A 14,704-nucleotide genomic window follows, 5' to 3' on the forward strand; every position below is an offset into this window, starting at 1 on the left:
GCGATTTCTGGACATATACACGGTAATCTTGCCGTTTAGTATCCGCCCCGAAAACGATCGGCCGCGCGGCACGCGCACCGCTGTATCAGGGGAAAAATCGATGGATGAACTGACCTATCTTTCCAAGCTCGTCGCAAAGGGCCGGATGTCGCGGCGCGATTTTCTCGGCCGCAGCGCAGTGCTCGGCCTGGGCCTTGCCGCAGCGGGATCCTTGCTGTCCACGGCCGCACGAGCGGAAGGCCCGGTGCGCGGCGGCACGATCAAGGTCGGCATGCAGGGCGGCGCCTCGACGGACAGCCTCGACCCTGGTTTGGCGACAAACCAGGTCAGCGCCATGGTGAACCATCTGTGGGGCGAAACCCTCGTTTGGCTGGCGCCGGACGGCTCGCCGGTCCCGGTGCTCGCTGAAGAATGGACGGCCTCCGCCGATGCCAGGACCTGGACCTTCAAGATCCGGAAAAACGTGCAGTTCCACGATGGCAAGACGCTGACGCCCGATGACGTCGTGGCAACGATCGAGCGGCATTCGGACGAGAGCGCCAAGTCCGGCGCGCTAGGCGTTCTCAAGGGCATCCAGACCATCAAGGCGGACGGCGATGCCGTCGTCATCACGCTCAGCGAAGCCAATGCCGATATGCCCTTCCTGATGAACGACTATCATCTGGTCATCCAGCCGAATGGCGGAAAGGACAATCCGGAGGCCGCGATCGGAACCGGACCTTACAGACTGGCCAGCAGCGAGCCAGGCGTCCGCTACAACGCGACACGTTTCGAAAACTACTGGGGGCGCGAAACGGCGGGCTTTGCCGAGCAGGTCGAGATCATCGTCATCAACGATGCGACGGCCCGCATCGCCGCGATGCAAAGCGGCCAGGTTCACATGATCAATCGCATCGAGCCGAAAACGGTCGCCCTGCTCAAGAACATGAAGAAGGTGATGATCAAGAACGTCTCCGGGCGTGGCTTCTATCCCTTCAACATGTTCTGCGACACGGCGCCGTTCGACAACAAGGATCTGCGCCTCGCCCTGAAATACGCCATGGACCGCGAGACGATGATCGATCGTATCCTGATGGGTTACGGAAGCGTCGGCAACGACACGCCGATCAACAAGGCCTATCCGCTCTTCGAGGAGATCGAACAGCGGACCTTCGATCCGGAAAAAGCAGCCTTCCATTTCAAGAAGTCCGGTCATAGCGGCGGGATCGTGCTGCGCACGTCGGAAGTCGCATTTCCCGGCGCCGTCGATGCCGCGGTTCTCTATCAGGAGAGCGCGAAGAAGGCCGGAATCACGATCGATGTGAAGCGCGAACCCGGTGACGGATACTGGTCGAATGTCTGGAATGTCCAGCCCTTCTGCACCTCCTATTGGGGTGGCCGCCCGACGCAGGACCAGATGTATTCCACCGGCTACATTTCTTCGGCGGACTGGAACGACACGCGCTTCAAGAACGAGGCTTTCGACAAGCTCGTCGTCGCCGCCCGCGCGGAACTCGACGAGACGAAGCGGCGCGCGATGTATCGCGACCTCTCGGAAATGATGCGTGACGAAGGCGGTCTCATTTCGCCGATGTTCAACGATTTCATCGACGGCATCAGCGAGAACATTCTCGGCTGGGAGGACAATCCGGCCGGTGAACTCATGAACGCCGATGCACCGTTGCGTTGCTGGCTGAGCGCCTGACGAACCGCATGTGGCGCACCGCTTCGGGCGGTGCGTCCTTCACTATCAGGGATACATGATGCCGCTTCGCAACAAACTCCTGCTCATCATTCTCGACGGACAGCCGTGGCGCAACGCGCGCCGGCTCATGGGCAACCTGGAAGGCTGGGTCCAGGCCGGCGAGGCGCGCGTCTGGCGCATGCGTTCGGTTCTGCCCTCCACCTCCGCGTCCTGCTACGCCTCGATCCATACGGGGGTACCGCCGCAGGTGCATGGCGTGCTCTCCAACGAGACGCTGTTTCGCGTGGTACAACCGGACATCTTCTCGGAGGTGACGAAGGCCGGCGGCAAGACAGGCGCCGTCACGCACTCCTTCTGGTCGACCTTCTTTCGCCGCGCGCCCTTCGACATGGTTGAGGACATCGAGTACGACGACACGGAAGGTCCGATCCATCATGGCCGGTTTCACACCATGGCGGGCTACAACCATCAGAACCAGATGACGCCGAGCGACCTCGACCTGTTCGCGACGCTGACAATGCTGACCGAACGCCACCAGATCGATTACGGCATCCTGCACACCTGTACGCTCGACAGCATGGGGCATCGCTACGGGCACGACTGCTCGCAGATGGATCATGCCTGTTTCGCCATCGACGCACAGCTTGCCGCCTTCCTGCCGCGCTGGCGCAAGAACGGTTACGAGGTCATCGTGACGGCGGATCACGGCCAGACCGATCGCGGCCATCATGGTGGACATGACCCGGAAATGCAGGACTTCGCTTTCTACTGGTTCGGCGGCGGCGAAGGCCCACCCGACGATACGCTGCTCAACCAGTTGCAGGTCGCACCGACGATCCTGGCACGCCTCGGCGTCGCGGTGCCCACGAGCATGACGCACGCCGGTTTTCTCGAATAAAATATCTCCAACCTGGATCGAGCGGAATCCGGTCTGGCCATCCCTGGCGTCGGTTGACCGCCGGCGACCGTGAAGCAATGGGAGACGGGTGCGGTTCGGCTCTTCAATCCGCCGATAAGCGCTGCTTCACGCGATGGATGTGGGCTGCGCCGACACCACAGCAGCCGCCGATCATCGTGGCACCGCTTTCCGCCCAATCACAGGCGAAGCTTGAATAGCGATCGTCCGAAAGATCGTCACGAATGGCGTGGAGCGTTTCGTTCGCCGCCCCGTCTTCGTCCGTCGTGAACGCGTTGGCATAGACGCCGAGCGGAACGGTCCGGCCGGATTCCGCGAGGACACTGCTTGCCACGGCGATGGCGTTTCGCATCACTTCTGGACGGCTGCAATTGAACAAGAGGGCGGCGGCATTCGAGCCGGCTATCCAGCGCGCTGCCTCTTCGACACTTTCACCTGAGCGCAAGACGGGCGGCCGCGCCTCGGCCCCGGGGTCGTCCTGCAGCGTGAAAGAAATCCAGAACGGCTTTGCAGTCGGAGCGATGGCCCGCTGGACCGCTTCGGCCTCTGCAATCAAGCTGAGGGTTTCTCCCAGAAACACGTCAACCGATGCATCCAGCTCCTCTACGAGAACGGAGAGGTAGTCGTGCACACGGTCCGGTTGGAACAGTTGCGGTTCGTAGGAGCCGAAGATCGGCGGCAGCGAGCCGGCGACACGGACCCGGCCGTCGCCGGCGGCATCCGCCGCCTCGCGCGCCAACTGTCCCGCAAGAGCGATCAGGCGCCTGCCATCCTCGCGAAAACGGGTCTCGCCGATATGAAATGGCACCAGCGCATAACTGTTGGTCGTAATCACATCGGAGCCCGCCGCGATGAACTCCTCATGCACGCGCCGAACGATATCAGGGCTTTCCATGAGGGCCAGCGCCGACCATTCGGGTTGCCGGAGCGTCGCGCCGAGACGCACCAGTTCACGGCTCATGCCGCCGTCGAGGATCGTGATTGATGTCATGTTTTTCTCCCAGGTCCGGCATCAGCGATGCAGGTCGGCGTGACCTCGATGCAGTTGGCCGCAGCGAACATATCCATGAAAGCCGACGGTACCGGCCGTTTTAGTAAGCCGGGATGGATATGGCAAATCGCGACGATGTGCTCGAAGGCAAGCCGCCGCTAGCCTCGATGTTACGGCTTTTCCCGAAGAGCGGAGCGTCTCGGATCGCAAGAGGACCTTTTATCGTCACTGCGAATCAAAGACGTAATGCAGGCACGGGACGTCCCGTGCCTCCTCGATTATCAATCGCCGAAACCGACGATGCTCTTGATCTCCAGGAAATCGTGGATGCCGAAATCGGCATATTCGCGGCCGTTTCCGGATTGCTTGTAGCCACCGAACGAGGCCATCGTGTCCCATGCCGGATAGTTGAGATAGACCGAACCGGCGCGCATGCGCGATGCCACCCGGCGGGCGCGTTCGATATCGGTCGACTGGACGTAGGCAGCGAGACCGTAGACGGTATCGTTTGCGATGCGGATTGCGTCTTCCTCATCCTCGTAGGAGATGATGGAGAGAACAGGTCCGAAGATTTCCTCGCGCGCGATGGTCATATCGGGTGTGACATTGCCGAAAACCGTCGGCCGGACATAGTAGCCGCGATTGAGGCCGTCGGGGCGGCCGAGACCGCCGGTCACAAGGGTCGCACCCTCTTCGATGCCTTTCTCGATCAGGCCCTGGATCTTGCCGAACTGCACGTCGCTTACGACGGGGCCGAGATTCGTATCCTCCGAATTCGGGTCGCCGGTGCGGAATTCTTCCGCCGTGATCTTTGCGATTGCAAGTGCTTCATCGTGGCGATCACGCGGAACAAGCATGCGTGTCGGCGCGTCGCAGGACTGCCCGGTGTTGCTGAAGCAACCGCGCACGCCCTTGGTGACGGCCGTTTCGAAATCCGCGTCGGGCAGGATGATGTTCGCCGACTTGCCGCCCAGCTCCTGCGCGACACGCTTCACCGTATCGGCTGCCGCCTTCGCGACGATGATGCCGGCTCTGGTGGAGCCGGTGAAGGACACCATGTCGACATCGGGATGGGAGGCCATGACCTGGCCGACATCCGGACCTGTGCCGTTCACCAGATTGAACACGCCCTTCGGCACGCCCGCCTCATGCATGACCTCTGCGAAGACGATGCCGGAAATCGGCGCGATCTCAGAAGGCTTCAAAACGACGGTGCACCCTGCCGCGATCGCCGGAGCCACCTTGCAGACGATCTGGTTGAGCGGCCAGTTCCAGGGCGTGATGAGCGCGCATACCCCGATCGGCTCCTTGACGACCGTCGTCGTGCCGCGCTTTTCGCTGAATTCGTAGGTCTCGAAGGCCTTGATGGTGGATTCGAGATGTCCACGGCCCGACCAGGCCTGCGCATCCCTAGCGAAGGCCAATGGTGCGCCCATTTCAGCCGATACGGCCCGTGCGATATCCTCGAAGCGCTCGAGATAGACTTCATGGATGCGCTTCAGAAGGGCAAGCCGTTCGGCGGGCGTCGTCCGCGAAAAGGTCTCGAAGGCCGTCTTTGCGGCGGCGACAGCCTTGTCCACATCGGCGGCGGAACCGACGGAGATGCGGGTAAAAGCCTCTTCGGTTGCCGGATTGATGACGTCGAGCGTCTTCGGCGAAACCGGCGATACCCATTCGCCATTGATGTAGAATTCTTCGTGATGGCTCATCGAGCTGTCCTTCCTGTTATTGTTTCAACGCGTTTTGCGGTATCTCACGCAAGGACGATGCCGCCTTCGACGATCGGCCCCGTCGTCTCGAACCGGTCGAGCGCGAACGGTTTCATGCGGTGATCGATGCGGCCCTTGGCAATGGCTTCCGCCAGCAGCCGGCCGGCCGCAGGCGCGCCGGCAAACCCGTAGGACCACCCGGCCGAAAACCAGAGATCCTTGAGATCAGGATGCTCGCCCATGAGCGGCGCATAGTCAGTCGATGCATGGAACTGCCCCGCCCAGTGGCGCAGGATGCGCACCTCGCCAAGCTGGGGAAAAATCTCCAGATAGACCTTCGCCATGTTGGCCATGACGGGCAGGTCCACCTTCAACGACATACGCGGCCTCTCCGGCACCTCCGTGCCGCCCACCACCTCACCGCGCGAGGTCTGGTGGAAATAGGCGAGGCTATCGATCAGGGCGATCGCAGGCTTGATGAGCGGGCGTGTCGGTTCGAGCGCCATCGCTTCGATGCGCATGCCGAAGCCGTTCAGGGAAACCTCAGCCATAGCCGCGATATCGGGGTTGTTCGGGCCAGCACAAGAGACCACGCAATCGGCCTCGATCCGGTGATCGCCCACGAGCACCGCGCTGACGCGTGAGCCCGTACGCTCCAGACCGGAAATCGCGGTGCGGTAACGAACGTCCACGCCGTTGCGCTGGCAGAAGGCCAACAAGCCCTTCATCACCGCGTGGTGAGGTGCCACGCCGCCATCCGGCTGATGTTGTACTGCCTGCACGCGGGATTTGTTGATTGCGGGAAGCAGGTCATCGATCTCGCGGCGCGACAACATCCAGCTGTTGACGCCAAGGCTCTGCTGCACCTTCAACCCTTCGCGCAGCATGGCCTCACTCTTTTCGGTTTCTGAAACCACCGAGTAACCGCGCTGCGTGAACATGACGTTTTCGCCCAGCCGCCTGGACCAGCTGCGCCATTCATTGACCGTCAGAACGAAAAGCTCCGTCCACGCCACGGATGCGAAGCCGGGACGGATGAGCGTGCCGTTGCGGCCGGAAGCGCCGCCCTGCCAATAGCCGGCGTCAAGCACCAGGATGTCCTTCTGGCCCTGCTCGACGAGGTTGAAAGCAACGGAAAGGCCCTGAACGCCGCCGCCGATGATGACGACGGATGCCCGTTTGGGAAACGGCAACGTGTTCATCTGTCAGGCTCCACCAATGAGGCGAGACCCGCGGCCTGCGCGACGGTAATCGAACGGCGCGGTGGCCGGTGGGTCGGACGGGCAAACACTTCGGGTTCTGCACCCACGCGAGCCGCGAGCAAAGCAAGCATGCTGTCCCAGCAGGGGAAACCCTGGCAGGTTCCCATGCCGCATGAGGTCAACCGCTTCAGGACCTCCGGATCCGTCTCGCCGGCGTCGATATGGCTGTAGAGCTCGCCGGCCGTCACGTCCATGCACGGGCAGATCAACGTGTCTGGATGCACATGCCGTGACGCGTGGATGCGCTCATCGCCCCGCGAGGCGGCGCCTGCGATGGACACTGAGTGCGGCAGAGGGCGGGCCTGCACCTGGTAAAGGCCCTCGCCAGCGGTCTGGAAACCGAGGCTAGGATCGGCCCGCCAGGATCCGGCATGCACGACCGCGTCGCACCGGATGTGCGCATCGGCGCGGACGCCCGTCACGCGGCGGCGCCCCGAAATTTCGATGAGGTCTGAGACCGGGCCGCGGTGGACCACATCTACACCAAGCGCGATCAGCTTTTCTGCTACGTCCACCTCCGCTCCCGTGCCAACGACCGCGACGCGCTCACCCGGCTTGACGCGGTGAACGGCGGCCAGTTGCAGGGCGGAGTGAGCATCGAACACACCCGGCAGCTGGCTGCCCCTTACCAACGGCGGGATTGAACGGCGTCCCGTCGCAAGTACTGTCTCCTTCGGAAGGAAGGCGACGGCGCCGCGACGGTGGTCATGCGGCGCCGCGACCATAAGGGCGCCGTCGCGATAGGCGCCGAAGAGTTCCATGCCGGAAAAGAGGCGCACATCGGAGTTCAGTTCCTCTAGGGCCGCTCCCATGGACGTGGCGAACCGGGCAAGGCTCTCGCCGCGGGTAACGAGCGCCACCGTCTGACCAAGCGCGACGCGCCTGTTGGCTTCGGCAATCCCGGCAGGACCGCCACCCACGACAAGGCAGTCCACCTCCAAACGTTCACCGGGGACGACTGCCGGCACAGTGGCAACGTCCGCAGGGCGTGCGACACCGGCAAGGTTTGCCATTGCCCGTTCCGCAAGACGATAGGCCAGACCACTTTTCGGCATCCACGCGCCATGCTCGAACCCGCCGTAGACGAGTTTGGCCGGCAAGGCCTGCGCCAGACGAAGAACATCGAAACGCGGCGACGGCCACGTGTTCTGCATTTCGACGACAAGCCCTGTCTCGACGGATAACTGATCGAGGCGCACATTCGGTCGGCCGTTGACGCGCGCCAGCACACCGGTCGGGTAGGAACCGCTAAAGCCCAACGGGCGATGGACCTTCCGCGAGCGGGCGAGCGTGGTAATGCCCGCTCGCCACAGCGCAGCCGCAACAGTATCCCCGCGCTGCCCGATGACGGACGTGCCGTTCCAGAAAAAGGTCACCGCAGGTTGACGGCTATCTCGATCCATCTCTTTGCCTGCCCGTCTCTTCATGCAGCGATGATGACGATATCGTCGGGGGCCCAGGCCATGCCGATCCTGTCTCCCGCCTTCATGCCGGCAATGACGGCGACGTCACGGCTACGAACATTGACCTTGCCACCGTCGTTCATGCGCACGACCAGTCGATACTCAACGCCCAGGTAAATCTTGTCTTCGATCACACCTTCGCCGACATTGCCTCCCGGCGATCCGGCCGCAACAGCGCGGATGCGCTCCGGACGAAGGACAACGCAAGCTGTGTTCGTCGCCGTGAGAGTTTGCCCCTGCGGATCGCCCTTCGGCAGGCTGACATTCCAACCGTCGCCTTCGACGACCATGCCGTCCGGCGTCACGCGGGTTTTGCCGCGCAGGAGGTTCGCCTCGCCGATGAAATCCGCCACGAACTCGGAACGTGGCTGCTGATAGAGCTCGTGCGGACTACCGATCTGCTCAAGGCGGCCATCCTTGAAGATGGCGATCCGGTCGCTCATAACCAGGGCTTCTTCCTGGTCATGCGTGACGGAGACCACGGTCGCGCCGACCTGCCGGGTAATATGCATGATTTCGATCTGCATCTGCCCGCGTAGCTTCTTGTCGAGGGCCGCCATCGGCTCATCCAGCAGCACGATATCGGGCTTGAAGACAAGGGCGCGTGCAAGCGCCACGCGCTGCTGCTGGCCACCGGACATTTCTTTGGGATAGCGTGTCGCGCAATGAGCCAGACCGACGATCTCCAGCATTTCCATGCTGCGCTTCTCGCGCTCCGCACGCTTGATGCCGCGCGTTTCGAGAGGGTAGCCGATGTTCTCCAGCACTGTCATATGAGGGAAGAGTGCGTAATCCTGGAACATCATGCCGATATTGCGCTTCTGCGGCGGAACGCTGGTCATGTCACGCCCGTCGATCAGAAGACGACCGGCCGTCGGCTGGATGAAGCCCGCAATTGCGCGCAGCGATGTCGTTTTGCCGGAACCCGACGGGCCGAGCATCGTCAGGAACTCGCCCTTCCTGAGCTCAAAGGATACGTTGTCGAGGGCCTTCACGGGGCCGTACAGTTTCGAAACGCCTTCGAGCTTCATTGCCGTTGCGGCGTTGTTCTGGAGAACAGCGTTCATGATCTCGCGTCCCTGAATTTATATGAAAGGAGGACGCCGAGCGCCGATAGAAGAATGAGAATGGCCGCGACGGCGGCCGTTGCCGGATCGAGATTGGTGCGGACCTGGTTCCAGATCATGATCGGCACGGTACGGGTCTGTGCATCGGCAAGGAAAAGCGCAATGACGACCTCATCCCACGACGTGATGAACGCGAACACCGCACCGGAAAGCACGCCCGGCATGATGAGCGGCAGCGTGACGCGCCTGAAGGTGAACCAGCGGCTCGCGCCAAGACCAAGGCTGGCGGGCACCAGCGAGGGGTTCACCATCCCGGCGCTGGCCAGCACGGACACGACGACAAACGGGATCGCCAGCACCGTATGGGCCAGGACCAGCCCGAGCCGCGTGGCGACGAGGCCCCATCCCGAAAACACCATGTACATGCCGACGGCAAGCACGATGACCGGCGTAACCATCGGACTCAGCAGCAGTCCCATGACGACGGCCTTGCCCGGGAAGCGATGCGCGTGCAGTGCAAGGGCGGCCGCCGTGCCGACGACAGTCGCGAGCGCTGCCGCAGCAATCGCGACGACGAGGCTGTTGATCAGTGCGCTCTGCCAGTCAGCCGCGCCGATGACCTTGCCATACCAGTCCAGCGTGAAGCCAACAGGAGGGAACTCCAGTGTGGTGGTGGTCGTGAACGACATCGGCACGATGATCAGCGTGGGCAAAAGCAGGAACAAGGCCGTGAGGCTGACGATGAGCCAGAAGAGCGCGCGTCTCAGACGATCCATGTCACACCCCACCCTTCGCGCGGCCACGCGACTGGAGCGCAGCACGCGCGGCGCCAAACAGCCCGAAGGCAACGGCCGTTAGAACCATGAGGACAACGGCGAGCGCGGCGCCGAGGCCAAAGTTAAGCTGCTCGTTGAATTGCCCGGCGATCATCTGCGCGATCATCATGTCTCGCGGACTGCCGAGAAGTGCGGGCGTGATGTAGAAGCCCAAAGCAAGTGTGAAGGCGAGAATGGCGGATGCGGCCACACCCGGCAGAGACAGCGGGAAATAGATCCGCATGAACCCCTTGAGCCAGCTAGCGCCGCAGATGGAAGAGGCTTCCATCAAACGCAGATCGATCTTCTTCATGACGGTATAGAGCGGCAGGACGGCATAGGGCAGGAGAATGTGGACCATACCGATCATCACGCCGAAGGGTGTGCGTATCAGGCGAACGGGCTTCTCGATCAGACCCATAGCGATCAGGAAATCATTAATGAGTCCGCTGTTCTGAAGCAGCACGATCCAGGAGAAGCTGCGCAGCAGCAGGCTCACCCAGAACGGAATGAGCAACGCCACGGTGAGGAGCAGGAGAACCGTGCGTCCGCCGTGCGCCATGGCGTAGGCATAGGGATAGGCCACCGCGACGGTGACAAACGTCACGATGAGCGACACCCGAAAAGTCTCACCGATCACCCGCAGGAAGACCGGGGTCGTGAAGATCTGCTCGTAGTATTCCAGACTTCCGCCCGGCAGCGAGATCGCGACGAGCTTCAGCAAGGGGAATACGAAGAAGAGCGCGAGAAACAGGACCGCCGGTGCAATCAGCCAGAACGCTGATGGCACACGAAGCGACCATGGTGCACGCGCTGATGCCGGCGCGCCGCCATCCTGAGCTGAGACGTTCATCTTAAACCCGAAATACGAGGTTGTGCCTGGACCCGCCCGCTTTCGCGGGCAGGTCCCTGCCATATCCGTTACTGAAGAAGCCATTCCTGGAAGCGCAGGTCGACCTTGGCGCCGTTTTCGGCCCACCAGTCAGCATTCATCATGACGCGCGTGTCGAGGTGGTCCGTCGGCAGGCTGCCCTTGAACTTGGCATCAACAGAAGCCAACGCGTTCTTGTTGGACGGGCCGTAGGGCATGTACTTCGTGAAGGCGATCTGCTGGGTCGGCTCGGTGAAGAAATTGATCGCCTTCATCGCCGCTTCCTTGTTCTTCGTGCCCTTGGGCACGACCCAGTATCCGGTCTGCGACGTCCAATTGGTCCAGTCGATCTTGATGCCCTTCTCCGCAACGTTGACGGCACGGCCGACCCAGACGAGCGCCATGCTCGCCTCGCCGCTGGAAAGAAGCTGTTCGGACTGCGAACCGCTTTCCCACCAGACGAGATCCTCCTTGATCGTATCGAGCTTCTTGAGCGCACGCTCGACATCGATCGGATAAAGATCCTCAGGCTTCACGCCATCGGCAATAAGAGCGGCTTCAAAAATGCCCGACGCCGCATATTTCCAAACCGCGCGCGAGCCGGGAAACTTCTCGGTATTGAAGAAGTCCGCAAAACCCTTCGGCGCCTCGCCGCCGAATTCTTCGGCATTATAGGCAAGCACGGTCCCTTCGATATCGGCCGCCACGCGATACGTGCCGGCAGCACCTTCAATAAACTTGGACTTGTCGACTACAGAATAATCGATGGGCTCCAGCCACTGCGCATCGCTGTCGAGGCCGAAACTGTCATCGGTTACGACGAGGTCCAGCGTGACGTTGCCGGTTTCCACCATTGCCTTGAGCTTGGCGTTGCTCGACGAGCTGTCTTCGACGATCTTGATACCCGGATTCTCAGCCATAAAGGGCTGGAAATAGGATTTCGACTGGGCCTCCTGGTAGACGCCGCCATAGCTCGAGATCGTCAGTGTCGTATCAGCAGCGTTGGCGATCGTACCGGCGAGAAGCGTCGCCATGGCAGTCATTGCAAGAATAGTACGCATGTTCAGTTCCCCATCCTTTGCTTGGAATTCTTCGATTGTGAATGCGCTTGAATGTTACACAGCCGCATGGACTGCGATCTCGACGAGAATGTTCTCCGCCGCGAGATTGGCTTCGACGGTTGCACGAGCCGGCAGCGCGGTTTCCGGAATCCAGTCTTCCCAGGCCTTGTTCATCGCCGCGAAATCCGTGACGACGTGCTTCAGCCAGACCTGTGCGAAGAGGATCTTGGACTTGTCGGTTCCGGCCTTGGCGAGAAGCTCGTCAATGCGCGCCAGAACCTGTTCGGTCTGGCCGGCGACATCCTGATTGCGATCGGCCGGCACCTGCCCGGTAACATAGGCGATACCGTTGTGAACGAGCACATGGCTCAGGCGCTTGCCGTTCGGTTCAAAGCGTTGGATGGACATTCGGTCTCCTTACGAAACTACGTTTGTTGCTTGATTGTGCCGGCGGGCTTCAGCCCCTTCGCGGCACTCGAAATGGCCCGCGCCGTATTCACGAGCTGGGGGGCGAGATCCGACAGGACCTGTTCCGGCCGCCACCGGCTGAACGGCACGGAGATGTTGATCGCGGCAAGCGGCTGGCCATCCGCGTTGACGATGCAGGCGCCGACAGCGATGTCGCCGACGTAAATCTCTTCGGTAATGAGGGAAAAACCGTCGGTATGGGCGCGCTGCAGCAACGCCATCAGAGCGCCGGGATCCGTCACGGTGTGAGCGGTGAACGCTGTCCTTTTTGACCGCTCTATGTATGCGCTCGCCGCCTCTTTCGGCAGCGCCGAGAGATAGGCTCGGCCTGCCGCCGTGCAGTACATTGGAAGACGTTGACCGATCGGAACATGGATCGGCATTTCCTTGTGGCTTGTGAACCGGGCTACATACACCATGTCCGTTTCCCATGGCTCCAGCAGGTTACAGCTCTCGCCCGTCTGGCGGTTCAGCTGCTGGATGAAGGGGTTGGCCCTCTCCACCAATTCCGCGGTCTGGAGGTAGCCGGTCCCCATTTCCAGCGACTTGACCGTCAGCCGGTATCGCTTGGAGCCGCCGTCACGCGCGAGGTAGCCGAGCGCTTCCAGCGTGAACACGGAACGCTGAATGGTGCTCTTGTTCAGGCCGGTGGCATCCGCGAGTTCCAGGAGGTTCATCGCCGGCCGTGACGGACCGAAGGCTGTCAGAACGGAAAGGCCTTTGGCAAGGGCGGTGACGTAGAGGGGTGAATCTTCAGCTTCAGTCATGGTAGCCAATCGCGTCAGGTTGGAGAGACCTGCAGTCATAGCACTCCCCTCCCCGCTGTCACGATGCGATGGCGATGGGTGGTTTGTCCGTCCGCGTTGGACCGAACCGAATTCGCGCGACGCTGCTCTGTAAAGCCGCCGATCATGCTCAACCTGCCCGGCGCGCTTCACGCGCGTCCTTGGCATGCAGCCAGCGATAGGCCATCCACTGGCCAAGCCGGATGAACGACGCGAACGGATAGCGCTCCGGTTCCCGGGTCAGGAATGTCGCACCCGTCTCGAACGGCTTGCCGGCCGCCATCATCGCCAGCTTCGTACCAAGGTGAATGGAGAAGGAGACGCCGCTGCCCGCATAACCACCGGCGGTGAAGACATCGCCGAGACCAGGGACCTGATAGCAGAACGGCAGGGAATTACGGGTGACCGCGACCCACCCACCCCACCAGTTCTCTACCGCTATCCCGGCAAGCGCCGGAAACTTGCGCGTCATCGCCTCGTAGAGATATTGCCGGTGACGGGGCGCCGCCGCGTCCGCACCCGAAATCGCGCTGCGTCCGCCGAACAGCATGCGATTGTCGGGGAGACGGCGATAGTAGAAGAGCAGGCCACGGGTATCGAACATGCAGCTGCCGGAAGGCAGGCTGGCATCGACTTGTGCTTGGGTCATCGGCGCCGTGACGATGATCTGGGAATGAACGGGCAGTACGCGGGCTGCCAGTCTCGAATGCAGGTGCGATGACGTGTAGCCATTGGTCGCAACGATGACCCGTCTGGCGCGAACGGTTCCGCCGGGTGTGGAAAGATGGTGCATATTATCCTGCGTCGTCCAGCCGACGACAGGAGAATTCGTGTGAACGCGTGCACCATGGCTGCGCGCCATGCGATGAACCCCCTGCGCAAATTTCAGGGGATCAAGGGAGAACCCGTCGGGCAGATAGAGAGCACCATGACTTTCCGGCCCCTCGTGAATGCCACGCACGTCCGCGGCATCGACATAGCGTGCGGAATAGCCGAGGACCGTGTTGTAAAGTTCCTCTTCCCGTTTCAGCGCAGCCGCATGGCTGGCAAACGTCGCGACCTTATAGACGCCGTCCGGCTGCTTGTCGCAGTCGATGCCGCCATCCGCGATTAAAGAGCGAACGGTATCGAGGCCCTGCCGGAGTTCCCCGAAATAGGCCCGGGCAACCTCCGCACCATATGTCTTCACCAACGTCGACCACGGCACACGCCCACCGGAAATGCGGGCAAAGCTGCCATTCCGTCCGCTGCATCCCCATGCAGAAGACCGTGCCTCGAGAACAGTGGCCTTGATCCCGTAATCACGCCCCAAAGCCAATGCCGCCGACAGGCCCGTGTAGCCGCCACCGATGATGGCGACATCCGCATCCAAATCTTCTGCGACGACACCATCATCCTCGGGTTCGCTTCTGCTGACCTTCAGCCAGTACGAGTCCGGATTGGACTGCTGCTGATCTGGAAAAGGGTGAACGAGAGGATCATACATACTGGCCTGCTATCGCTATGCGATATTTATATATCGATAAACATATATCGAAGTAAATTTTTCAATTTGTCAACATCGATAATTTTGAAGCTGTTGGCGGGTACGCAGAGTGCCCCGGGAATGACC

Annotated in this window: 13 protein-coding genes; 2 read left to right on the top strand and 11 right to left on the bottom strand. The window is 61.5% G+C overall.

Annotated elements, in window-relative coordinates; genetic code table 11:
* Nucleotides 1-100: 100 nt before the first annotated feature.
* Nucleotides 101-1,684, top strand: a complete 1,584-nt coding sequence (locus K6301_RS19190) for an ABC transporter substrate-binding protein (RefSeq protein ID WP_247222147.1) — start codon at nucleotides 101-103, stop codon at nucleotides 1,682-1,684.
* Between the two features lie 58 nt (nucleotides 1,685-1,742).
* On the top strand, nucleotides 1,743-2,582 hold the full coding sequence (locus tag K6301_RS19195; protein WP_247222148.1) for an alkaline phosphatase family protein: 840 nt from the start codon (nucleotides 1,743-1,745) through the stop codon (nucleotides 2,580-2,582).
* Nucleotides 2,583-2,685: 103 nt separating this feature from the next.
* Here the strand turns inward: K6301_RS19195 and K6301_RS19200 are convergent, their stop codons facing one another.
* The 11 genes from K6301_RS19200 to K6301_RS19250 form a co-directional block, all read right to left on the bottom strand.
* Nucleotides 2,686-3,591 (bottom strand): homocysteine S-methyltransferase family protein, encoded by a 906-nt coding sequence (locus K6301_RS19200; protein ID WP_247222149.1) that lies wholly within the window; start codon nucleotides 3,589-3,591, stop codon nucleotides 2,686-2,688.
* 281 nt (nucleotides 3,592-3,872) lie between these two features.
* Entirely contained in the window at nucleotides 3,873-5,300 is a 1,428-nt protein-coding gene (locus K6301_RS19205) for an aldehyde dehydrogenase family protein (protein ID WP_247222150.1), read from the bottom strand.
* Nucleotides 5,301-5,344: 44 nt separating this feature from the next.
* Nucleotides 5,345-6,502 (bottom strand): NAD(P)/FAD-dependent oxidoreductase, encoded by a 1,158-nt coding sequence (locus K6301_RS19210; protein ID WP_247222152.1) that lies wholly within the window; start codon nucleotides 6,500-6,502, stop codon nucleotides 5,345-5,347.
* Entirely contained in the window at nucleotides 6,499-7,965 is a 1,467-nt protein-coding gene (locus K6301_RS19215; RefSeq protein ID WP_247222154.1) for a 2Fe-2S iron-sulfur cluster-binding protein, read from the bottom strand. Before K6301_RS19215 ends, K6301_RS19210 begins: the two co-directional genes overlap by 4 nt.
* Before the next feature lie 20 nt (nucleotides 7,966-7,985).
* On the bottom strand, nucleotides 7,986-9,092 hold the full coding sequence (locus K6301_RS19220; RefSeq protein ID WP_247222155.1) for an ABC transporter ATP-binding protein: 1,107 nt from the start codon (nucleotides 9,090-9,092) through the stop codon (nucleotides 7,986-7,988).
* Nucleotides 9,089-9,868, bottom strand: a complete 780-nt coding sequence (locus tag K6301_RS19225) for an ABC transporter permease (RefSeq protein WP_160870396.1) — start codon at nucleotides 9,866-9,868, stop codon at nucleotides 9,089-9,091. The genes K6301_RS19220 and K6301_RS19225 overlap by 4 nt, the downstream gene beginning before the upstream one ends.
* Nucleotide 9,869: 1 nt before the next feature.
* The gene (locus K6301_RS19230) at nucleotides 9,870-10,760 is read right to left on the bottom strand and encodes an ABC transporter permease (protein WP_247222156.1); all 891 of its coding nucleotides are present in this window, start codon (nucleotides 10,758-10,760) and stop codon (nucleotides 9,870-9,872) included.
* A 68-nt stretch (nucleotides 10,761-10,828) separates the two neighbouring features.
* Nucleotides 10,829-11,839 carry an ABC transporter substrate-binding protein gene (locus K6301_RS19235; protein WP_247222157.1) on the bottom strand — a complete coding sequence of 337 codons (1,011 nt, stop codon included), beginning with the start codon at nucleotides 11,837-11,839 and terminating at the stop codon, nucleotides 10,829-10,831.
* A gap of 54 nt (nucleotides 11,840-11,893) precedes the next feature.
* Nucleotides 11,894-12,247 carry a RidA family protein gene (locus K6301_RS19240; protein WP_247222158.1) on the bottom strand — a complete coding sequence of 118 codons (354 nt, stop codon included), beginning with the start codon at nucleotides 12,245-12,247 and terminating at the stop codon, nucleotides 11,894-11,896.
* 17 nt (nucleotides 12,248-12,264) lie between these two features.
* Complete coding sequence (locus tag K6301_RS19245) at nucleotides 12,265-13,113, bottom strand: IclR family transcriptional regulator (RefSeq protein ID WP_247222159.1); 849 nt, start codon at nucleotides 13,111-13,113, stop codon at nucleotides 12,265-12,267.
* 109 nt (nucleotides 13,114-13,222) lie between these two features.
* Nucleotides 13,223-14,578, bottom strand: coding sequence for an NAD(P)/FAD-dependent oxidoreductase (locus K6301_RS19250; protein WP_247222160.1), 1,356 nt, complete (start codon nucleotides 14,576-14,578; stop codon nucleotides 13,223-13,225).
* Nucleotides 14,579-14,704 lie beyond the last annotated feature (126 nt).

It is taken from the genome of Shinella oryzae (assembly GCF_023038235.1).
Classification (GTDB): Bacteria; Pseudomonadota; Alphaproteobacteria; order Rhizobiales; family Rhizobiaceae; genus Shinella; species Shinella sumterensis.

Coding starts and splice junctions, on each gene's coding strand:
- K6301_RS19190 (WP_247222147.1), top strand. CDS start 101: ATGGATGAACTGACCTATCTTTCCAAGCTCGTCGCAAAGGGCCGGATG.
- K6301_RS19195 (WP_247222148.1), top strand. CDS start 1,743: ATGCCGCTTCGCAACAAACTCCTGCTCATCATTCTCGACGGACAGCCG.
- K6301_RS19200 (WP_247222149.1), bottom strand. CDS start 3,591: ATGACATCAATCACGATCCTCGACGGCGGCATGAGCCGTGAACTGGTG.
- K6301_RS19205 (WP_247222150.1), bottom strand. CDS start 5,300: ATGAGCCATCACGAAGAATTCTACATCAATGGCGAATGGGTATCGCCG.
- K6301_RS19210 (WP_247222152.1), bottom strand. CDS start 6,502: ATGAACACGTTGCCGTTTCCCAAACGGGCATCCGTCGTCATCATCGGC.
- K6301_RS19215 (WP_247222154.1), bottom strand. CDS start 7,965: ATGGATCGAGATAGCCGTCAACCTGCGGTGACCTTTTTCTGGAACGGC.
- K6301_RS19220 (WP_247222155.1), bottom strand. CDS start 9,092: ATGAACGCTGTTCTCCAGAACAACGCCGCAACGGCAATGAAGCTCGAA.
- K6301_RS19225 (WP_160870396.1), bottom strand. CDS start 9,868: ATGGATCGTCTGAGACGCGCGCTCTTCTGGCTCATCGTCAGCCTCACG.
- K6301_RS19230 (WP_247222156.1), bottom strand. CDS start 10,760: ATGAACGTCTCAGCTCAGGATGGCGGCGCGCCGGCATCAGCGCGTGCA.
- K6301_RS19235 (WP_247222157.1), bottom strand. CDS start 11,839: ATGCGTACTATTCTTGCAATGACTGCCATGGCGACGCTTCTCGCCGGT.
- K6301_RS19240 (WP_247222158.1), bottom strand. CDS start 12,247: ATGTCCATCCAACGCTTTGAACCGAACGGCAAGCGCCTGAGCCATGTG.
- K6301_RS19245 (WP_247222159.1), bottom strand. CDS start 13,113: ATGACTGCAGGTCTCTCCAACCTGACGCGATTGGCTACCATGACTGAA.
- K6301_RS19250 (WP_247222160.1), bottom strand. CDS start 14,578: ATGTATGATCCTCTCGTTCACCCTTTTCCAGATCAGCAGCAGTCCAAT.